Origin of the sequence: Lelliottia sp. SL45, from assembly GCF_026672535.1 — a bacterium.
GTDB classification, from domain to species: domain Bacteria; phylum Pseudomonadota; class Gammaproteobacteria; order Enterobacterales; family Enterobacteriaceae; genus Enterobacter; species Enterobacter nimipressuralis.
The window spans coordinates 490,502-510,506 of sequence record NZ_JAPPRH010000001.1 but is presented as its reverse complement, the minus strand read 5'-3'; the positions used below and the strand labels follow the sequence as shown (position 1 = coordinate 510,506).

Below are 20,005 nucleotides of genomic sequence, written 5' to 3'. Positions count from 1 at the left end.
ATAATTTTGGGACGGCACGCACCGTCCCAGTGAATATTCAGACGGGAGTAAAAGAGCATGCCTAAGTATCGTTCCGCCACCACCACCCATGGCCGTAATATGGCCGGTGCCCGCGCGCTGTGGCGCGCTACCGGGATGACCGACGCTGACTTCGGTAAGCCGATTATCGCTGTGGTTAACTCCTTTACCCAGTTTGTGCCGGGGCACGTCCACCTGCGCGATCTGGGTAAACTGGTTGCTGAGCAAATTGAAGCCGCAGGCGGCGTGGCGAAAGAGTTCAATACCATCGCTGTCGATGATGGTATCGCGATGGGCCACGGGGGCATGCTCTATTCACTGCCGTCGCGCGAGCTGATCGCCGATTCGGTCGAGTACATGGTTAACGCCCACTGCGCCGATGCGATGGTGTGTATCTCCAACTGCGACAAAATCACCCCAGGGATGCTGATGGCGTCCCTGCGCCTGAACATTCCGGTGATCTTCGTCTCTGGCGGCCCGATGGAAGCCGGTAAAACCAAGCTTTCTGACAAGATCATCAAGCTCGACCTGGTCGACGCGATGATTCAGGGCGCGGACCCGAAAGTCTCCGACGAGCAGAGCGATCAGGTTGAGCGCTCAGCGTGCCCGACCTGCGGTTCCTGTTCCGGGATGTTCACCGCCAACTCCATGAACTGCCTGACCGAAGCCCTCGGCCTTTCCCAGCCAGGTAACGGCTCCCTGCTGGCAACGCACGCCGACCGCAAACAGCTGTTCCTGAATGCGGGCACTCGCATCGTGGAACTGACCAAACGTTATTACGAGCAAGACGACGTCAGCGCGCTGCCGCGCAACATCGCCAACAAAGCGGCGTTCGAAAATGCCATGACGCTGGATATCGCCATGGGCGGTTCCACCAATACCGTTCTGCACCTGCTGGCTGCGGCGCAGGAAGCTGAAATTGATTTCACCATGAGTGACATCGACAAGCTTTCCCGCAAAGTGCCGCAGCTGTGTAAAGTCGCGCCAAGTACGCAGAAATACCACATGGAAGACGTACACCGTGCCGGTGGCGTGCTGGGTATTCTCGGCGAGCTGGAACGTGCCGGTCTGCTGAACCGTGAAGTGAAAAACATTCTCGGCCTGACGCTGCCGCAAACGCTGGAGCAGTACGACGTGATGCTGACCAAAGACGACGCGGTGAAAAAGATGTTCCGCGCCGGTCCGGCAGGTATTCGCACCACGCAGGCCTTCTCGCAGGATTGCCGCTGGGACACCCTGGATGACGACCGCGCTGAAGGCTGCATCCGTTCTCTGGAAAATGCCTATAGCAAGGACGGCGGTCTGGCCGTGCTGTACGGCAACTTTGCTGAAAACGGCTGCATCGTAAAAACAGCGGGCGTGGACGACAGCATTCTCAAATTCACCGGTCCGGCGAAAGTGTACGAAAGTCAGGACGCTGCGGTAGACGCGATTCTGGGCGGTAAAGTGGCGGCGGGCGATGTAGTTGTTATCCGCTACGAAGGGCCAAAAGGCGGGCCGGGCATGCAAGAGATGCTCTATCCGACCACCTTCCTGAAATCCATGGGACTCGGCAAAGCCTGCGCGCTGATCACCGATGGCCGTTTCTCCGGCGGTACTTCTGGTCTCTCTATCGGCCACGTTTCTCCGGAAGCCGCGAGCGGCGGCAACATCGCCATCATTGAAGACGGCGACATGATTGCGATCGACATTCCAAATCGCGGCATTCAGCTGCAGCTGAGCGAGCAGGAAATTGCCGCGCGTCGTGAAGCACAGGAAGCCCGTGGCGATAAAGCCTGGACGCCAAAAGATCGCCAGCGCGAAGTCTCCTTCGCCCTGCGCGCTTATGCCACCCTTGCCACCAGTGCGGACAAAGGCGCGGTGCGCGATAAATCCAAGCTTGGGGGCTAATGATGGCCGAATCACAACCCTTATCCGCCGCCCCTGAGGGGGCGGAATATCTCAGAGCGGTGCTTCGCGCACCGGTCTACGAGGCTGTGCAGGTCACGCCGCTGCAGAAAATGGACAAGCTGTCGTCCCGTCTCGATAACGTGATCCTGGTGAAACGCGAAGATCGCCAGCCAGTACACAGCTTTAAGCTGCGCGGTGCCTACGCGATGATGGCCGGGCTAACCGAAGAGCAAAAAGCACGCGGCGTCATCACCGCCTCAGCGGGAAATCACGCCCAGGGCGTGGCGTTTTCCGCCGCGCGTTTAGGGCTGAAAGCGCTGATCGTGATGCCGGTGGCGACGGCTGATATCAAAGTGGACGCGGTTCGCGGTTTTGGTGGCGAAGTGCTCCTGCACGGTGCCAATTTTGATGAAGCGAAGGCGCGCGCCATCGAACTGGCGCAGCAGCAGGGCTTTACCTGGGTGCCACCGTTCGATCACCCGATGGTGATTGCAGGGCAGGGCACGCTGGCGCTGGAGCTGTTGCAGCAGGATGCGCATCTCGATCGGGTGTTTGTCCCGGTGGGCGGCGGTGGTCTGGCAGCGGGTGTCGCAGTGCTTATCAAACAGCTGATGCCACAGATCAAAGTGATTGCGGTGGAAGCGGAAGATTCTGCCTGCCTGAAAGCGGCGCTGGATGCCGGTCATCCGGTCGATCTCCCGCGCGTCGGGCTGTTTGCTGAGGGCGTTGCGGTCAGGCGCATTGGCGATGAGACCTTCCGCGTCTGCCAGGAGTATCTCGACGATATCATCACCGTCGACAGCGATGCGATCTGCGCGGCTATGAAAGATCTGTTCGAGGATGTCCGTGCGGTCGCGGAGCCGTCGGGTGCTCTGGCGCTGGCGGGAATGAAAAAATACATCGCTCAGCACAACATTTGCGGGGAACGCCTGGCGCATGTGCTGTCCGGCGCGAACGTCAACTTCCACGGCCTGCGCTACGTGTCCGAACGCTGCGAGCTGGGTGAGCAACGCGAGGCGCTGCTGGCGGTGACGATCCCGGAAGAGAAGGGCAGTTTCCTTAAATTCTGCCAGCTGCTCGGCGGGCGTTCCGTCACAGAGTTTAACTATCGCTTTGCCGATGCGAAAGATGCCTGCATTTTTGTCGGTGTGCGTCTGAGCCGTGGGCTGGAGGAGCGCAGAGAGATCCTCCACCTGCTGAATGAAGGCGGCTACAGCGTGGTGGATCTCTCTGATGACGAAATGGCGAAGCTGCATGTGCGCTATATGGTCGGCGGGCGTCCTTCGAAGCCGTTACAGGAACGTCTGTTCAGCTTTGAGTTCCCGGAATCACCGGGCGCGTTGCTGAAGTTCCTGCACACTCTCGGCACGCACTGGAATATCTCTCTGTTCCACTACCGTAGCCATGGTACCGACTACGGGCGTGTGTTAGCGGCATTCGAACTGGGCGAGCACGAGCCGGATTTCGAAACGCGGCTGAACGAGCTGGGTTACGATTGTCACGACGAGACCCATAACCCGGCGTTCAGGTTCTTCCTGGCGGGCTAGTGGTTCGGCAATATCTGCCAAAACGCGTCAATAAGCGGCTCATGCAGCCGCTTTTTTTGTGCGCATACGCCAAGCTCAAACGGTGTTTTCTCATCGCTCCGCTCTAAAATCATCACGCGATTACGCACCGGCTCGGGGCTATTTTCCAGCACCACTTCCGGCAGCAACGCCACGCCACAGCCCAGCGCCACCATCGACACCATCGCTTCGTGCCCGCCCACTGTCGCATAAATCGACGGGTTGCTGATTTTTTGGCGACGGAACCACAGTTCGATGCGGCGGCGGACGGGCCCCTGGTCGGCCATGATGAACGGCACCGTTGCCCAGTCAGGATTATCGACGGATATCTGATTGCGCACCGGGCACGGTAGAGCCGGAGCGATTAACACCACGGCCAGATTCTCCAGCATCGAAAACGCAACCGCACCGGGCAGCGTTTCGGGTTTACCCGCAATCGCCAGATCCGCTTCACCCGTCACCACTTTCTCCATCGCATCTGCGGCATCGCCCGTGGTGAGCTTGATTTCTACCGACGGATGTTCAGCACGAAAACGATCGAGAATCGGCGGCAGGTGGCTATAGGCCGCCGTCACGGAACAGAAGATATGCAGTTCGCCAGAGAGGGACGGCCCCTGCTGATCGATGGTGTGCCGCAACTGCTGGTACTGAAGTAAGGTCTGTTGGGCGAACGTTCGCAGCTCTTCGCCCGCTTCCGTGAGCGTTACGGTGCGGTTGTCGCGCACAAATAGCGCCTGACCGAGATCCTCTTCCAGGCGCTGAATTTGCCGGGAGAGCGTGGAGGGACTGACGTGCATGGCCCGGGCGCTGCGGCCAAAATGACGGCTTTCTGCCAGATGCAGAAAGGTTTTGAGATCGCGTAAATCCACAGATCGCTCCCCACGGTTTTACATTGCAGAAATTGCAACGTGACGTTGTGAATATATCAATTTCCGCAATAAATTTCCTGTCATATAGTAAGTTCATTCTCGCATAAGCGACCCGAACAATAAGCAACACAACATCACGGAGTTCACCATGGCTAACTACTTTAATACACTGAATCTGCGTCAGCAGCTGGCACAGTTGGGCAAATGCCGCTTTATGGCGCGCGATGAATTCGCCGATGGCGCGAGCTACCTTCAGGGTAAAAAAGTGGTCATCGTCGGCTGTGGCGCACAGGGTCTGAACCAGGGCCTGAACATGCGTGACTCCGGTCTGGACATCGCTTACGCCCTGCGTAAAGAAGCGATCGCTGAGAAACGTGCTTCATGGCGTAAAGCGACCGAAAACGGCTTCAAAGTGGGTACCTACGAAGAGCTGATCCCGCAGGCAGATCTGGTGGTTAACCTGACGCCGGACAAACAGCACTCCGACGTTGTGCGCTCTGTTCAGCCGCTGATGAAAGACGGCGCGGCGCTGGGTTATTCTCATGGTTTCAACATCGTTGAAGTGGGCGAGCAGATCCGTAAAGACATCACCGTGGTGATGGTTGCGCCGAAGTGCCCAGGTACCGAAGTGCGTGAAGAGTACAAACGTGGTTTCGGTGTGCCAACCCTGATTGCGGTTCACCCGGAAAACGATCCGAAGGGCGAAGGCATGGCGATTGCCAAAGCCTGGGCTGCGGCTACCGGCGGTCACCGTGCAGGTGTCCTGGAATCTTCCTTCGTGGCAGAAGTGAAATCTGACCTGATGGGCGAGCAGACTATCCTGTGCGGTATGCTGCAGGCCGGTTCTCTGCTGTGCTTCGACAAGCTGGTGGAAGAGGGTACCGACCCGTCTTACGCAGAAAAACTGATTCAGTTCGGCTGGGAAACCATCACCGAAGCGCTGAAACAGGGCGGTATCACGCTGATGATGGACCGTCTGTCCAACCCGGCAAAACTGCGTGCTTATGCGCTCTCTGAGCAGCTGAAAGAGATCATGGCGCCGCTGTTCCAGAAACATATGGATGACATCATCTCCGGCGAATTCTCCTCCGGCATGATGGCTGACTGGGCCAACGACGATAAAAAACTGCTGACCTGGCGTGAAGAGACCGGCAAAACCGCGTTCGAAACCGCTGCGCAGTTTGACGGTAAAATCAGCGAACAAGAGTACTTCGACAAAGGCGTTCTGATGATCGCGATGGTGAAAGCGGGCGTTGAACTGGCGTTCGAAACCATGGTGGATTCCGGCATCATCGAAGAGTCTGCGTACTATGAATCACTGCACGAGCTGCCGCTGATTGCCAACACTATCGCCCGTAAGCGTCTGTATGAGATGAACGTGGTTATCTCTGATACCGCTGAGTACGGTAACTACCTGTTCTCTTACGCTTGCGTACCGCTGCTGAAAGAGTTCATGACGACTCTGCAGCCAGGCGATCTGGGCAAAGCGATTGCCGAAGGTACGGTAGATAACGCTCAGCTGCGTGACGTGAACGAAGCGATTCGTAGCCATGCAATTGAGAGCGTGGGTCATACGCTGCGCGGTTATATGAAAGATATGAAGCGTATCGCCGTCGCTGGCTGATACCTCATCACCTTTCGAGTTGCAGATGCGTTGGCAGCATTCGCACAGCCCGGTCACTGAGTAGGGTTGTGCGCATTAAGCGCTTTCCTGCCAATCGAAATGACACTCAGTAAGCCCGGTACGGCGTAGCCGCCACCGGGCTTTTTGCTGCTTAGTTGCGGTACAGCACTTTAATGATGTGGTAACCGAACTGGGTGTGCAGTGGGCCGGTTGGCTCCAGCACCGGGCAGGAGAACACCACTTTATCAAACGCAGGAACCATCTGGCCCTGACGGAATTCACCTAAGTGGCCGCCTTTTTTGCCTGACGGGCAGGTAGAGTGTTTCTTCGCCAGTTTCTCGAAGTCCGCGCCGTTTTTGATCTGCTCCAGAAGATCCAGTGCCAGTTTCTCTTCTTTAACAAGAATATGCAGTGCTGCTGCTGTTTTTGCCATGATCGTGCCTTGAGTGGTATGGATTAGGCTCGCTATACTACCACACGCGATTTTCCTTTTTCTTCTCCTCCCGACCTTCATTGAGTGAACTTCTTATGCGTTTAAACCCCGGACAACAACAAGCCGTCGAATTCGTCACCGGACCTTGCCTGGTGCTGGCGGGTGCGGGTTCCGGAAAGACGCGCGTAATCACCAATAAAATCGCCCATCTGATTCGCGGCTGCGGTTATCAGGCGCGTCATATTGCGGCGGTCACCTTCACCAATAAAGCGGCGCGTGAGATGAAGGAGCGTGTCGGTCAGACGCTGGGGCGCAAAGAGGCGCGCGGTCTGATGATCTCCACTTTCCACACGCTGGGCCTGGATATCATTAAACGCGAATACGCCGCGCTGGGAATGAAATCGAATTTCTCCCTGTTCGACGATACGGATCAGATGGCGCTGCTAAAAGAGTTGACCGAAGGGCGGCTCGAAGAGGACAAGACGATTCTCCAGCAGTTGATCTCCACGATCTCAAACTGGAAAAACGATCTGATGACCCCCGCGCAAGCGGCGGCGAGCGCAAAAGGCGAGCGGGATCGGATCTTTGCACATTGTTACAGCCTGTATGATGACCATCTCAAGGCCTGTAATGTTCTCGATTTTGACGATCTAATCCTTCTGCCAACGCTGCTGCTTCAGCGTAATGAAGAGGTGCGCGAGCGCTGGCAAAACAAAATCCGCTATCTGCTGGTGGATGAATACCAGGATACCAATACCAGCCAGTATGAGCTGGTAAAACTGCTGGTGGGGCAGCGCGCGCGCTTTACGGTAGTGGGCGACGATGACCAGTCGATTTACTCCTGGCGTGGGGCACGGCCACAAAACCTCGTGTTGCTGAGCAAAGATTTTCCGGCGTTGCAGGTGATTAAGCTGGAGCAGAACTACCGTTCGTCAGGACGCATCCTGAAAGCGGCTAACATCCTCATCGCCAATAACCCGCACGTGTTCGAAAAGCGCCTCTTCTCTGAGCTGGGATACGGCACCGAACTGAAAGTCTTAAGTGCCAACAATGAAGAGCACGAGGCCGAGCGCGTGGCCGGCGAGCTAATCGCCCATCACTTCGTCAACAAAACCGCGTACAAAGACTACGCCATCCTGTATCGCGGAAACCATCAATCGCGCGTCTTTGAAAAAATGCTGATGCAAAACCGCATTCCGTACAAAATTTCCGGCGGGACCTCGTTCTTCTCTCGTCCTGAAATCAAAGACTTGCTTGCCTATTTGCGCGTGCTGACTAACCCGGACGATGACAGCGCATTTTTACGCATCGTGAATACACCGAAGCGTGAAATCGGACCGGCGACGCTGCAAAAGCTGGGCGAATGGGCGATGACCCGCAACAAAAGTATGTTCACCGCCAGCTTCGACATGGGCCTGAGCCAGACGCTGACCGGGCGCGGCTACGAGTCGCTCACGCGCTTCACCCAGTGGCTGGCGGAAATCCAGCGTCTTGCAGAGCGCGAGCCGATCGCCGCCGTGCGCGATCTGATCCACGGCGTGGATTATGAGTCCTGGCTGTATGAAACCTCCGCCAGCCCGAAAGCGGCAGAAATGCGGATGAAAAACGTCAACCAGCTTTTCACCTGGATGACCGAGATGCTGGAAGGTTCTGATATCGACGAGCCGATGACGCTGACGCAGGTGGTCACGCGGTTTACCCTGCGCGATATGATGGAGCGCGGCGAGAGCGAAGAAGAGGCGGATCAGGTTCAGCTGATGACGCTGCACGCGTCCAAAGGCCTGGAGTTCCCGTATGTCTATCTGGTGGGAATGGAAGAAGGGTTACTGCCGCATCAGAGCAGCATTGATGAGGACAACGTCGATGAAGAGCGACGTCTGGCCTACGTGGGTATCACGCGTGCGCAAAAAGAGCTGATTTTTACCCTGTGCAAAGAGCGGCGTCAGTATGGTGAACTGGTGCGCCCGGAGCCGAGCCGCTTCCTGCTGGAACTGCCGCAGGACGATCTGATCTGGGAACAGGAACGAAAAGTGATTACGGCGGAAGAGAGGATGCACAAGGGCCAGGCGAACGTCGCGAACATTCGCGCCATGCTGGCGAAAGCCAAAGAAAAATAGCGGCGCTATTTAATTTCCAGAGCCCAGTGGACGTAACTCTGCCACTGGCATTCCTGTTCGATCATCTCCGCGCCAAGCGGATGATTATCCAGCCAGTTATCCGGCAGCGTTAGCGTCAGGTTTTCGCCTTCTGCAGAAAGAGTAATGGCGGGCAGCAGATCCGCGCGACGACGGCTGGCAAACAAAATCGCCAGGCGCAGCAGTCGGCAGAGATGCTCGGCCACGCGCGGGGGAACGGCATTTTGCTGATGCAAAGAAGAGAGATCGACCGTGTTGGTCTGGTTAAGCAGCAATGTCGCCAGCAGCTTTTTCTGTGCCGGAGTAAAACCAGGCAGATCCAGATGACGCACCAGGTACGCGGCATGAACCGGCGCCTGTTTGAAATCGATACTCAGGCCAATCTCATGCAGCGCACAGGCGCTCAGGAGTAAATCGCGGCTCAAGGGTTCGAGCGCCCAGGTGGTCGCCACCTGATCGGCAAAGCTTGAGGCCAGCTGGGCCACGCGCTGTGCCTGTTCCGTATCAACGATAAAACGACGCTGAACATTACGCAGCGTCCGGCTGCGAATGTCTTGTTCCACAGCCAGATGAAGCATGCCGTAGACCAGCCCTTCGCGCAGCGCGCCGCCAGCCAGCGTCATGCAGTGGATTTCTAATTCGGTGAAAATGGCGATCAGGATCGCCAGACCGCTTGGGAACACCAGCGCGCGCTCAAGCGTCAGCCCTTCAATTTCCAGCTCTTCCAGACGGCCGCACTGAATAGCGCGCTGTTTAAGCTGCTGAAGTTTCGCCAGCGTAATCCGCTCGTCCATGCCCTGCGCCATCATGATCTCTTGCAGAGCCTGAACGGTGCCCGACGCGCCGACACACACTTTCCAGCCGTGATATCGCAGCTCATCCATCACCGGATGCAGCACTTCGCGCGCGGCTTTTTCGGCCTCGTCGAAGTTCTCTTGTGCGAGATTACGATCGGTAAAATAGCGCTCCAGCCAGGTGACGCAGCCCATTGACAGGCTGAACAACGACGTCGCCTGCGATCCGGTGCCTGTGACCAGTTCCGTACTGGCACCGCCGATATCCACCACCAGACGGCGATCGTCACCCCCGGTAGTGTGGGCGACACCCTGATAAATCAGGCGCGCTTCTTCTTCACCGCTGATGACCTGTACCGGACAGCCGAGAATTTCCTGCGCTTTCGCAATAAAATCGACGGAGTTCACAGCCAATCGCAGCGTGGCGGTCGCCACAACGCGAATTTGATTGTGCGGAATATCTTGCAGACGTTCAGCGAAGAGACGCAGGCATTGCCAGCCGCGTTCCATCGCTTCACGGGAGAGGTAATTATCGCTGCTCAGGCCCGCCGCGAGGCGGACCTTGCGCTTAATGCGCGTCAGGGTCTGTATGCTCCCCGCCACCTCGCGTACAACCAGCATATGAAAACTATTTGAACCTAAATCAATAGCTGCATAGAGCGAGGTGGAACTGAGCATAATATTTAACCTGAACGACGACGGTTACGTGGTGCTCCGCCGGTGCGGCGTGGGCCATTGCCGGAGCGGGCGCGCGTGAGGCGCTTCGCCGGAGGCAGTTCACTCAACAGGGCTTCCGGATTGTATTTGCTCTGCGGAATGGAGTGGCCGATGTACGTCTCGATGGCAGGAAGGTTCAGGGCGTACTCTTCACAGGCGAGGCTGATGGAGTGGCCGCTTGCGCCAGCACGACCGGTACGGCCAATGCGGTGAACGTAGTCTTCGCAATCGTCAGGGAGATCGTAGTTAAAGACGTGTGTGACAGCAGGGATGTGCAGGCCACGTGCAGCAACGTCGGTTGCTACCAGAATATCCAGGTCGCCACGGGTAAATTCTTCAAGGATGCGCAGACGTTTTTTCTGTGCAACGTCACCCGTCAGCAGGCCAACGCGATGTCCGTCTGCGGCAAGATGGCCCCAGATGTCTTCGCAGCGATGCTTAGTGTTGGCAAAGATAATGGCGCGATCTGGCCACTCTTCTTCGATCAGCGTTTGCAGCAGACGCATCTTCTCTTCGTTAGATGGATAGAAGAGCTCTTCTTTAATACGGTGACCCGTTTTCTGTTCTGGCTCGACTTCCACGTATTCGGCGTTGTTCATCTGTTCGAACGCCAGTTCACGGACGCGGTAAGAGAGAGTCGCAGAGAACAGCATGTTCAGACGCTGCGTGGTAGGTGGCATACGACGGAACAGCCAGCGGATGTCTTTAATAAAGCCCAAATCGTACATGCGATCGGCTTCATCGAGGACCACAACCTGGATGGCACCGAGGTTGATGTGATTTTGCTTCGCGTAGTCGATCAGACGACCGGTGGTACCGATCAGAATATCAACGCCGCTTTCCAGCACTTTGAGCTGTTTATCGTAGCCGTCGCCGCCATAAGCCAGCCCTAATTTCAGGCCAGTGGTCTGTGCCAGAGGTTCAGCGTCGGCATGGATCTGCACCGCAAGTTCTCGCGTTGGAGCCATGATCAGCGCACGCGGTTGGTTAACTTTTCGGTCAGCAATTGCTGGATGAGAAAGTAAATAATGAAACGTTGACGTCAAAAACGCCATCGTTTTGCCAGTACCGGTTTGCGCCTGCCCTGCAACATCGCGACCTGCCAGCGTGAGCGGCAGAGCGAGGGCTTGAATGGGCGTGCAGTTGTGAAAGCCTTTATTTTCAAGGGCTTCGATAACTTTTGCGTGCAGGGCGAAGTCGGAAAACTTCTGTTCTGTTAAATGTGTTTTGCTCATAGTGTGGTAGAATATCAGCTTACTATTGCTTTACGAAAGCGTATCCGGTGAAATAAAGTCAACCTTTAGTTGGTTAATGCTACATCAACACGTCGTTGATTAATCCTACACCAACACGCCAGGCTTATTCCTGTGGAGTTATATATGAGCGATAAAATTATTCACCTGACTGACGACAGTTTTGACACGGACGTACTTAAAGCTGACGGGCTGATCCTCGTCGATTTCTGGGCTGAATGGTGTGGTCCTTGCAAAATGATCGCTCCGATTCTGGATGAAATCGCTGACGAATATCAGGGCAAACTGACGATTGCCAAGCTGAACATCGACCAGAACCCGGGCACCGCGCCGAAGTACGGCATCCGTGGTATCCCAACCCTGCTGCTGTTCAAAAACGGCGAAGTGGCTGCAACCAAAGTGGGCGCACTGTCCAAAGGTCAGCTGAAAGAGTTCCTGGACGCTAATCTGGCGTAAGGTTTCTCGGCCGGGGTCTGGATTCCGAAATTCTGTGGATCTCTGGACGCCCGGCTTTAGTCGTGCTAAGTTACCTATGACTTCGATTTAAACATACCTTGTCGTTCTGGTTTTACCCGATGCTTCCCATTGTTAAATGAACGATGCGAGAGGCAGATAGATTCCGGGCTTGTCACTCAATCCGTCTTGTCGTTTCAGTTCTGTGCTTCCCCTTTGACCAGACAGCGAACAGACATGAGTTGATGGCCGCTAACAGGCATGGATGACCCTGCCATACCATTCACAACATTAAGTTCGAGTTTCACCCCGAGTTTAAGAACCCACACCATTATGAATCTTACCGAATTAAAGAATACGCCGGTTTCTGAGCTGATCACTCTCGGCGAAAATATGGGGCTGGAAAACCAGGCTCGTATGCGCAAGCAGGACATTATTTTTGCCATCCTGAAGCAGCACGCAAAGAGTGGCGAAGATATCTTTGGCGACGGTGTCCTGGAGATATTGCAAGACGGATTTGGTTTCCTCCGTTCTGCAGACAGCTCCTACCTCGCCGGTCCTGATGACATCTACGTATCCCCTAGCCAAATCCGCCGTTTCAACCTCCGCACAGGTGACACCATTTCAGGTAAGATTCGTCCTCCAAAAGAGGGTGAACGCTACTTTGCGCTGTTGAAAGTTAACGAAGTTAACTACGATAAACCTGAAAACTCGCGCAACAAGATCCTGTTCGAAAACTTAACGCCGCTGCACGCTAACTCGCGTCTGCGCATGGAGCGTGGTAACGGTTCTACCGAAGACCTGACGGCTCGCGTTCTGGATCTGGCTTCTCCGATTGGTCGTGGTCAGCGTGGTCTGATTGTGGCACCGCCGAAAGCGGGTAAAACAATGCTGCTGCAGAACATCGCACAGAGCATTGCTTACAACCACCCTGATTGCGTGCTGATGGTTCTGCTGATCGATGAGCGTCCAGAAGAGGTGACCGAGATGCAGCGTCTGGTCAAAGGTGAAGTGGTTGCTTCTACCTTTGATGAGCCAGCATCTCGCCACGTTCAGGTTGCTGAAATGGTTATCGAGAAAGCGAAGCGTCTGGTTGAACATAAAAAAGACGTTATCATTCTGCTCGACTCCATCACTCGTCTGGCGCGCGCGTACAACACCGTGGTTCCAGCTTCCGGCAAAGTATTGACCGGTGGTGTGGATGCCAACGCCCTGCACCGTCCAAAACGCTTCTTCGGTGCTGCGCGTAACGTGGAAGAGGGCGGAAGCCTGACTATCATCGCGACCGCGCTGATTGATACCGGCTCCAAAATGGATGAAGTTATTTACGAAGAATTTAAAGGTACAGGTAACATGGAACTGCACCTCTCTCGTAAAATTGCAGAGAAGCGCGTCTTCCCGGCAATCGACTACAACCGTTCCGGTACCCGTAAAGAAGAGCTGCTCACCACCCAGGAAGAGCTGCAGAAAATGTGGATTCTACGTAAGATCATTCACCCAATGGGCGAAATCGATGCAATGGAATTCCTCATCAATAAGCTGGCAATGACTAAGACAAACGACGAATTCTTCGACATGATGAAACGCTCGTAATACAAATAAACCCAGCCAACGCCACGTTTTTACGTGGCGTTTTCTTTTTTTGGACTACACGCTATAACCGCAGACTCCCATTTTTGACTAACCAGTGCGACAATTAGAATGTTTGTTGCGTCAAAAAGTAATTGATTGAAAAACATACAAAGGGAGTTGTAAGAGGCTGGCTTTAATCCTTCGGGAGCTATGGCTTCGTAGTTATACTTCCAGGACTAACTTTTGTTGAGAGCATGCATTGTGAATCTACTCACTGCGGTTACTGAGCTAATCAGTATATTTTTATTCACAACCTGTTTTTTGTTCATTGCGCGCAAGGTGGCAAAAAGAATCGGGTTAGTGGATAAACCCAATTATCGTAAACGCCATCAGGGCTTGATCCCATTGGTCGGGGGGATCTCCGTTTACGCGGGTATTTGCTTCACCTTTGGAATCGCAGATTATTATATCCCCCACGCGGCACTCTATCTGGCCTGTGCAGGGGTTCTGGTGCTGGTGGGCGCGCTCGATGATCGTTTCGATATCAGCGTAAAATTCCGCGCTTCGGTGCAGGCTGCAATCGGCATCATTATGATGGTGGTCGGTAAGCTCTATCTGAGCAGTCTCGGCTACATCTTCGGTACCTGGGGAGATGGTGCTCGGTCCCTTCGGCTTCTTCCTGACGCTCTTCGCCGTGTGGGCTGCTATCAACGCCTTTAACATGGTGGATGGGATTGATGGCCTGTTGGGCGGTCTCTCGTCCGTATCCTTTGCCGCAATCGGCATCATTCTATGGTTCGATGGTCAGTACAGTCTGTCAATGTGGTGTTTCGCCATGATTGCGGCCATCCTGCCTTATATCCTGCTTAACCTCGGTGTGCTGGGCCGTCGCTATAAAGTTTTCATGGGTGATGCGGGCAGTACGCTGATTGGTTTCACCGTTATCTGGATTTTGCTGGAAACCACTCAGGGTAAAACCCACCCGATTAGCCCGGTAACGGCGCTGTGGATTATTGCTATTCCGCTGATGGACATGGTGGCAATCATGTACCGTCGTCTGCGTAAAGGTATGAGTCCTTTCTCGCCGGACCGCCAGCATATTCATCATCTGATCATGCGTGCAGGTTTTACTTCACGTCAGGCATTTGTGCTGATTACCCTTGCTGCCGCGCTGTTGGCAGGTATCGGTGTGGCAGCAGAATATGCGCACTTTATTCCTGAATGGGTAATGTTGGTATTATTCTTGCTAGCATTCTTCATGTACGGCTATTGCATTAAACGCGCATGGAAAGTCGCGCGCTTCATTAAACGTGTAAAACGCCGGATGCGTAGAAACAGTGGTAAAAATCCAACATTAACTAAGTAAAAACGGGATTGTGATGACTCAACCGTTGGCGGGAGCGAAATCAGTGGTAACTGAGAATGAGCTGGATGTTCGTGGTTTGTTTCGTGTTTTATGGGCGGGCAAACTGTGGATTGCTGGGATCGCGCTGGGGTTCGCGCTGTTAGCGCTGGCGTATACCTTTTTTGCGAAACAAGAGTGGAGCGCGACAGCGATTACCGATCGACCAACGGTGAATATGCTGGGCGGATTCTATTCGCAGCAGCAGTTCCTGCGTAATCTCGACATCAAAGCCAATCTGGCCTCTTCGGATCAGCCCTCCGTGATGGATGAATCTTACAAAGAGTTCATCATGCAGCTGGCTTCCTGGGATACGCGCCGTGATTTCTGGTCCCAGACCGATTATTACAAGCAGCGTATGGTCGGCAACAGTAAAGCCGACGCCGCACTGCTCGACGATCTGATCAACAACATCCAGTTCACGCCTGGCGACATCCTGCGCAATATTAACGATAACGTTAAGCTGATTGCCGAAACCGCGCCGGACGCCAACAACCTGCTGCGCCAGTACGTAGCATTTGCCAGCCAGCGCGCCGCGAGCCATCTGAATGATGAGCTGAAAGGGGCCTGGGCCGCGCGTACTATCCAAATGAAGGCGCAGGTCAAACGCCAGGAAGAGGTGGCCAAAGCCATTTTCTCCCGCCGCGTCCATAACATTGAACAGGCACTGAAAATTGCCGAGCAGCGCAATATCTCCCGCAGCGAAACGGACGTTCCGGCTGATGAACTGCCGGATTCAGAAATGTTCCTGCTGGGCCGCCCGATGCTGCAGGCACGCCTGGAAAATCTGCAGGCCGTTGGGCCAGATTTTGATCTCGACTACGACCAGAACCGCGCGATGCTCAATACCCTGAATGTCGGTCCTACACTGGACCCGCGTTTTCAGACCTATCGTTATTTGCGAACGCCTGAAGAACCTGTAAAACGCGATAGTCCGCGTCGCGCATTCCTGATGATCATGTGGGGGATTGTGGGCGCATTGACGGGCGCAGGCGTGGCGTTAACACGTCGTCGCACAAATTAAGAACGCCGTCTACGATGAAGGCTTCGGCCTTCATCACCTAATCGAAGAGAATCGATGTGAAAGTACTTACCGTATTTGGCACAAGGCCGGAAGCCATCAAGATGGCGCCGCTGGTCCATGCGCTGGCAAATGATCCCTGGTTTGAGGCGAAAGTTTGCGTTACCGCGCAGCATCGGGAGATGCTTGATCAGGTTTTAAATCTCTTTTCTATTGTCCCGGATTACGATCTCAATATTATGAAACCGGGGCAGGGATTGACCGAAATTACCTGCCGCATTCTGGAAGGGCTAAAACCTATTCTGGAATACTTTAAACCAGACGTGGTTCTGGTGCACGGCGATACCACTACCACCATCGCAACCAGCCTGGCGGCATTCTATCAACGCATTCCGGTCGGGCACGTTGAAGCCGGTTTGCGCACCGGCGACCTTTATTCTCCGTGGCCTGAAGAGGCCAACCGTACGCTTACCGGTCATCTGGCAATGTATCACTTTGCGCCAACTGAAAATTCCCGGCAGAACCTGCTGCGCGAAAACATCCGTGATGACAAAATTTTCGTGACCGGCAATACGGTGATTGACGCCCTGATTTGGGTTCGCGATCGCGTGATGGCCAGCGACGCTCTGCGCGAAGAGCTGGCGGTGCGCTATCCGTTCCTCACCGCTGGCAAAAAGATGATCCTGGTGACGGGCCATCGCCGCGAGAGCTTTGGCCGTGGGTTCGAGCAAATATGCCATGCGCTGGCGGAGATCGCCGCGCAAAACCCTGACGTCCAGATCGTCTATCCGGTCCACCTCAACCCGAACGTCAGCGAGCCGGTTAACCGCATCCTCGGCCATATCGAAAACGTGATCCTCATTGAGCCGCAGGACTATCTGCCGTTCGTCTGGCTGATGAACCACGCGTGGCTGATTTTGACCGACTCCGGCGGCATTCAGGAAGAGGCACCGTCGCTGGGTAAACCGGTGCTGGTGATGCGTGAAACGACCGAGCGCCCGGAAGCTATTAAAGCCGGAACGGTACGCCTGGTTGGGACCGACACTAAACATCTCGTGGCAGAGGTGACACGCCTCCTGCACGATGAAAAAGAGTACCAGGCGATGAGCCACGCCCATAATCCTTATGGTGACGGGCAGGCCTGCAGTCGTATTTTGCATGCACTTAAACATAATCGGGTAACGCTATGAGTTTTTCTACCATCTCTGTCATTGGTCTTGGTTACATTGGACTGCCGACTGCGGCCGCTTTTGCATCGCGTCAAAAACAGGTTATCGGGGTGGATATCAACCAGCATGCGGTGGATACCATTAACCGTGGTGAAATTCATATCGTGGAGCCGGATCTCGACAAAGTGGTCAAAACCGCAGTTGAAGGCGGTTTTCTCAAAGCCAGCACAACGCCGGTGGAAGCCGATGCGTATCTGATCGCGGTGCCGACGCCGTTTAAAGGCGAGCATGAGCCGGATATGGTGTATGTCGAAGCGGCAGCAAAATCCCTTGCTCCAGTGCTGAAGAAAGGCGCGCTGGTGATTCTGGAGTCCACTTCTCCCGTCGGCGCGACCGAGCAAATGGCCCAATGGCTGGCGGAAGCCCGTCCTGATTTGACCTTCCCGCAGCAAGCAGGCGAACAGGCGGATATCAATATCGCCTACTGCCCGGAGCGCGTTCTGCCCGGTCAGGTAATGGTTGAGCTGATCAAAAATGACCGCGTAATTGGCGGGATGACGCCCGTCTGCTCTGCGCGTGCCAGCGAACTCTACAACATCTTCCTCGAAGGGGAGTGCGTGGTCACTAACTCCCGCACGGCAGAAATGTGCAAGCTCACCGAAAACAGCTTCCGCGACGTCAACATCGCCTTTGCTAACGAACTGTCGCTCATTTGTGCCGACCAGGGAATTAACGTCTGGGAACTGATTCGCCTGGCGAACCGCCATCCGCGCGTCAATATTCTCCAGCCAGGCCCTGGCGTGGGCGGTCACTGTATCGCCGTGGACCCGTGGTTTATCGTGGCACAAAACCCGGAGCAGGCTCGCCTGATCCGCACGGCCCGCGAAGTGAACGACGGTAAACCGCACTGGGTAATGAACCAGGTGAAAGCCACGGTAGCGGATTGCCTGGCCGAAAGCGGCAAGCGCGCCAGCGAGATAAAAATCGCCTGCTTTGGCCTGGCGTTTAAGCCAAACATCGACGACCTGCGCGAAAGCCCGGCGATGGGCATCGCCGAGATGATTGCAAGCTGGCACACCGGTGAAACGCTGGTTGTGGAGCCAAATATTCATACCCTACCGAAGAAACTGACCGGGCACTGCCAGCTCGCGACGCTGGAAAACGCACTGAACACTGCAGACGTGCTGGTTCTGCTGGTGGACCATAGCCAGTTCAAAGCCATCAGCAGCGATGCGGTGCAGCAGAAGTATATTGTTGATACGAAAGGGGTGTGGCGTTGAGTGAGTTGCCCGGCGTACTTGAACCGCTAACCTGGGAGAGCCAATTTTTTGGTCTCACCTCTGCGGTAGTGCGCTTTCGCGACGATGCTCCGGTACTAACGGCGGCGGATTTTTCGCCGTGGGAGCGGGTACAGGCAAAAATTCCGGCGGGGCGCGCCGACTGGCTGGATGCCCTGCAAACGCTGGGTTTTCAGCTAGTGGAAGGCGAAGTCGATCTGAGTCTTGCCGTCACGCAGCACAGCCTGGCTGTCGCAGAAGTGGCGACCGAACAGGACATCCCCGCGCTGCGTCAGATGGCCGCGCAGGCTTTTGCGCAAAGCCGTTTTCGCGCGCCGTGGTATGCGCCCGACGCCAGCGGTCGTTTTTACGCCCAGTGGATTGAAAACGCCGTTAAAGGCACGTTTGACCATGAATGTCTGGTTTTCCGCGCAAACAGCGGTGATATCCAGGCGTTTGTCTCGCTGCGCCAATTGAGCGATAGCGAAGCGCGTATTGGCCTGCTCGCTGGTCGCGGAATGGGCGACAAACTTATGCAGGCCGCCCTGAGTTGGGCCGCGCAGCGTCAGTTATCAACTTTGCGGGTGGCGACCCAACTGGGCAACACCGCCGCGCTTAAACGTTACATTGCCAGCGGTGGCAACATTGATGCGACCGCTTACTGGTTATACAGGTGACAAGATGATTCCATTTAACGCGCCTCCCGTTGTGGGCACCGAACTCGATTACATGCAGTCTGCCATGGGCAGCGGCAAACTTTGCGGAGACGGTGGTTTCACCCGTCGCTGCCAGCAGTGGATGGAGCAGCGTTTTCACAGTGCGAAAGTGCTGCTGACGCCATCCTGTACGGCGTCGCTGGAGATGGCTGCTCTGCTGCTGGACATCAAGCCGGGCGACGAAGTCATCATGCCGAGCTACACCTTCGTCTCGACGGCGAATGCGTTTGTCCTGCGTGGTGCCAAAATTATCTTTGTGGATGTCCGTCCGGACACGATGAACATCGATGAAACCCTGATTGAAGCGGCGATCACCGATAAAACGCGGGCGATTGTGCCGGTACACTATGCGGGTGTGGCCTGTGAGATGGACACCATCATGGCCATCGCCAAAAAGCACAACCTGTTCGTGGTGGAAGACGCCGCGCAAGGCGTGATGTCCACCTACAAGGGCCGTGCGCTGGGTACTATTGGTCATATTGGTTGCTTTAGCTTCCATGAAACCAAAAACTACACGGCGGGCGGTGAAGGTGGCGCAACGCTGATTAACGACCGCGCGCTGGTGGAGCGGGCAGAAGTGATCCGCGAAAAAGGGACCAACCGCAGCCAGTTCTTCCGTGGTCAGGTCGACAAATACACCTGGCGCGATATCGGTTCCAGCTATCTGATGGCCGATCTGCAGGCCGCCTATCTCTGGGCGCAGCTCGAAGCGGCTGAGCGCATCAACCAGCAGCGTTTGACCCTGTGGCAGACCTATTACGATGCCCTGACGCCGCTGGCGCAAAAAGGGCGTATTGAGCTGCCGACGATTCCGGCAGACTGCGTTCACAACGCACATATGTTTTACATCAAACTGCGCGACAACGACGATCGCAGCAGTCTGATCGCTTACCTGAAAGAAGCTGAGATTATGGCGGTGTTCCATTACATTCCGCTGCACTCCAGCCCGGCGGGCGAAGCGTTCGGCCAGTTTGTCGGTGACGATCGCTACACCACGAAAGAAAGTGAGCGTTTGCTTCGTCTGCCACTGTTCTACAACCTCGCGCCGGTGAATCAGCGCACGGTGATTAATACCCTTCTGAGCTACTTCCGCTGAT

General features: G+C 55.2%; 15 protein-coding genes and 1 pseudogene. 12 read left to right on the top strand and 4 right to left on the bottom strand.

Translation table 11 applies throughout. From position 1 onward, the window contains the following. Positions 1 to 57: 57 nt before the first annotated feature. Complete coding sequence (ilvD, locus tag OVA10_RS02505) at positions 58 to 1,908, top strand: dihydroxy-acid dehydratase (RefSeq protein WP_123429965.1); 1,851 nt, start codon at positions 58 to 60, stop codon at positions 1,906 to 1,908. 2 nt (positions 1,909 to 1,910) lie between these two features. Beyond that, complete coding sequence (gene ilvA, locus OVA10_RS02500; protein WP_268195369.1) at positions 1,911 to 3,455, top strand: threonine ammonia-lyase, biosynthetic; 1,545 nt, start codon at positions 1,911 to 1,913, stop codon at positions 3,453 to 3,455. On the opposite strand, the gene ilvY is transcribed toward ilvA, so the two are convergent. Next, positions 3,452 to 4,342: an HTH-type transcriptional activator IlvY gene (gene ilvY, locus OVA10_RS02495; RefSeq protein ID WP_100778413.1), complete on the bottom strand. Its 891-nt coding sequence runs from the start codon at positions 4,340 to 4,342 to the stop codon at positions 3,452 to 3,454. The genes ilvA and ilvY overlap by 4 nt on opposite strands. A gap of 148 nt (positions 4,343 to 4,490) precedes the next feature. Here ilvY and ilvC point away from each other — a divergent pair, with 148 nt between their 5' ends. Next, positions 4,491 to 5,966: a ketol-acid reductoisomerase gene (ilvC, locus tag OVA10_RS02490; protein ID WP_100778414.1), complete on the top strand. Its 1,476-nt coding sequence runs from the start codon at positions 4,491 to 4,493 to the stop codon at positions 5,964 to 5,966. A 151-nt stretch (positions 5,967 to 6,117) separates the two neighbouring features. Here the strand turns inward: ilvC and ppiC are convergent, their stop codons facing one another. Continuing rightward, on the bottom strand, positions 6,118 to 6,399 hold the full coding sequence (ppiC, locus tag OVA10_RS02485; protein ID WP_015960967.1) for a peptidylprolyl isomerase PpiC: 282 nt from the start codon (positions 6,397 to 6,399) through the stop codon (positions 6,118 to 6,120). Positions 6,400 to 6,494: 95 nt separating this feature from the next. Here ppiC and rep point away from each other — a divergent pair, with 95 nt between their 5' ends. Beyond that, positions 6,495 to 8,516 carry a DNA helicase Rep gene (gene rep, locus OVA10_RS02480; protein WP_100778415.1) on the top strand — a complete coding sequence of 674 codons (2,022 nt, stop codon included), beginning with the start codon at positions 6,495 to 6,497 and terminating at the stop codon, positions 8,514 to 8,516. Between the two features lie 5 nt (positions 8,517 to 8,521). On the opposite strand, the gene gppA is transcribed toward rep, so the two are convergent. After that, positions 8,522 to 10,006: a guanosine-5'-triphosphate,3'-diphosphate diphosphatase gene (gppA, locus tag OVA10_RS02475; RefSeq protein ID WP_123429966.1), complete on the bottom strand. Its 1,485-nt coding sequence runs from the start codon at positions 10,004 to 10,006 to the stop codon at positions 8,522 to 8,524. 5 nt (positions 10,007 to 10,011) lie between these two features. Next, on the bottom strand, positions 10,012 to 11,280 hold the full coding sequence (gene rhlB / locus OVA10_RS02470) for an ATP-dependent RNA helicase RhlB (protein ID WP_100778417.1): 1,269 nt from the start codon (positions 11,278 to 11,280) through the stop codon (positions 10,012 to 10,014). A gap of 144 nt (positions 11,281 to 11,424) precedes the next feature. Here rhlB and trxA point away from each other — a divergent pair, with 144 nt between their 5' ends. The 8 genes and pseudogenes from trxA (at position 11,425) to rffA (ending at position 20,004) form a co-directional block, all read left to right on the top strand. After that, positions 11,425 to 11,754, top strand: coding sequence for a thioredoxin TrxA (trxA, locus tag OVA10_RS02465; RefSeq protein ID WP_002437994.1), 330 nt, complete (start codon positions 11,425 to 11,427; stop codon positions 11,752 to 11,754). Positions 11,755 to 12,084: 330 nt separating this feature from the next. Next, the gene (rho, locus tag OVA10_RS02460; protein WP_061706582.1) at positions 12,085 to 13,344 is read left to right on the top strand and encodes a transcription termination factor Rho; all 1,260 of its coding nucleotides are present in this window, start codon (positions 12,085 to 12,087) and stop codon (positions 13,342 to 13,344) included. A 240-nt stretch (positions 13,345 to 13,584) separates the two neighbouring features. Then, positions 13,585 to 14,689, top strand: a pseudogene (gene wecA / locus OVA10_RS02455) (UDP-N-acetylglucosamine--undecaprenyl-phosphate N-acetylglucosaminephosphotransferase). 13 nt (positions 14,690 to 14,702) lie between these two features. After that, entirely contained in the window at positions 14,703 to 15,749 is a 1,047-nt protein-coding gene (gene wzzE / locus OVA10_RS02450) for an ECA polysaccharide chain length modulation protein (protein WP_100778419.1), read from the top strand. A gap of 56 nt (positions 15,750 to 15,805) precedes the next feature. After that, positions 15,806 to 16,936: a non-hydrolyzing UDP-N-acetylglucosamine 2-epimerase gene (gene wecB / locus OVA10_RS02445; RefSeq protein ID WP_268195137.1), complete on the top strand. Its 1,131-nt coding sequence runs from the start codon at positions 15,806 to 15,808 to the stop codon at positions 16,934 to 16,936. Next, positions 16,933 to 18,195 carry a UDP-N-acetyl-D-mannosamine dehydrogenase gene (gene wecC / locus OVA10_RS02440; RefSeq protein ID WP_248859324.1) on the top strand — a complete coding sequence of 421 codons (1,263 nt, stop codon included), beginning with the start codon at positions 16,933 to 16,935 and terminating at the stop codon, positions 18,193 to 18,195. The genes wecB and wecC overlap by 4 nt, the downstream gene beginning before the upstream one ends. Continuing rightward, the gene (gene rffC / locus OVA10_RS02435; RefSeq protein ID WP_248859322.1) at positions 18,192 to 18,869 is read left to right on the top strand and encodes a dTDP-4-amino-4,6-dideoxy-D-galactose acyltransferase; all 678 of its coding nucleotides are present in this window, start codon (positions 18,192 to 18,194) and stop codon (positions 18,867 to 18,869) included. Before wecC ends, rffC begins: the two co-directional genes overlap by 4 nt. 4 nt (positions 18,870 to 18,873) lie before the next feature. Next, positions 18,874 to 20,004 carry a dTDP-4-amino-4,6-dideoxygalactose transaminase gene (gene rffA, locus OVA10_RS02430; RefSeq protein WP_107702634.1) on the top strand — a complete coding sequence of 377 codons (1,131 nt, stop codon included), beginning with the start codon at positions 18,874 to 18,876 and terminating at the stop codon, positions 20,002 to 20,004. Position 20,005 lies beyond the last annotated feature (1 nt).

What these genes read in the sequence shown, in the direction of transcription:
- ilvD (WP_123429965.1), top strand. Translation starts at nt 58, where the DNA reads ATGCCTAAGTATCGTTCCGCCACCACCACCCATGGCCGTAATATGGCC.
- ilvA (WP_268195369.1), top strand. Translation starts at nt 1,911, where the DNA reads ATGGCCGAATCACAACCCTTATCCGCCGCCCCTGAGGGGGCGGAATAT.
- ilvC (WP_100778414.1), top strand. Translation starts at nt 4,491, where the DNA reads ATGGCTAACTACTTTAATACACTGAATCTGCGTCAGCAGCTGGCACAG.
- ppiC (WP_015960967.1), bottom strand. Translation starts at nt 6,399, where the DNA reads ATGGCAAAAACAGCAGCAGCACTGCATATTCTTGTTAAAGAAGAGAAA.
- rep (WP_100778415.1), top strand. Translation starts at nt 6,495, where the DNA reads ATGCGTTTAAACCCCGGACAACAACAAGCCGTCGAATTCGTCACCGGA.
- gppA (WP_123429966.1), bottom strand. Translation starts at nt 10,006, where the DNA reads ATGCTCAGTTCCACCTCGCTCTATGCAGCTATTGATTTAGGTTCAAAT.
- rhlB (WP_100778417.1), bottom strand. Translation starts at nt 11,280, where the DNA reads ATGAGCAAAACACATTTAACAGAACAGAAGTTTTCCGACTTCGCCCTG.
- trxA (WP_002437994.1), top strand. Translation starts at nt 11,425, where the DNA reads ATGAGCGATAAAATTATTCACCTGACTGACGACAGTTTTGACACGGAC.
- rho (WP_061706582.1), top strand. Translation starts at nt 12,085, where the DNA reads ATGAATCTTACCGAATTAAAGAATACGCCGGTTTCTGAGCTGATCACT.
- wzzE (WP_100778419.1), top strand. Translation starts at nt 14,703, where the DNA reads ATGACTCAACCGTTGGCGGGAGCGAAATCAGTGGTAACTGAGAATGAG.
- wecC (WP_248859324.1), top strand. Translation starts at nt 16,933, where the DNA reads ATGAGTTTTTCTACCATCTCTGTCATTGGTCTTGGTTACATTGGACTG.
- rffA (WP_107702634.1), top strand. Translation starts at nt 18,874, where the DNA reads ATGATTCCATTTAACGCGCCTCCCGTTGTGGGCACCGAACTCGATTAC.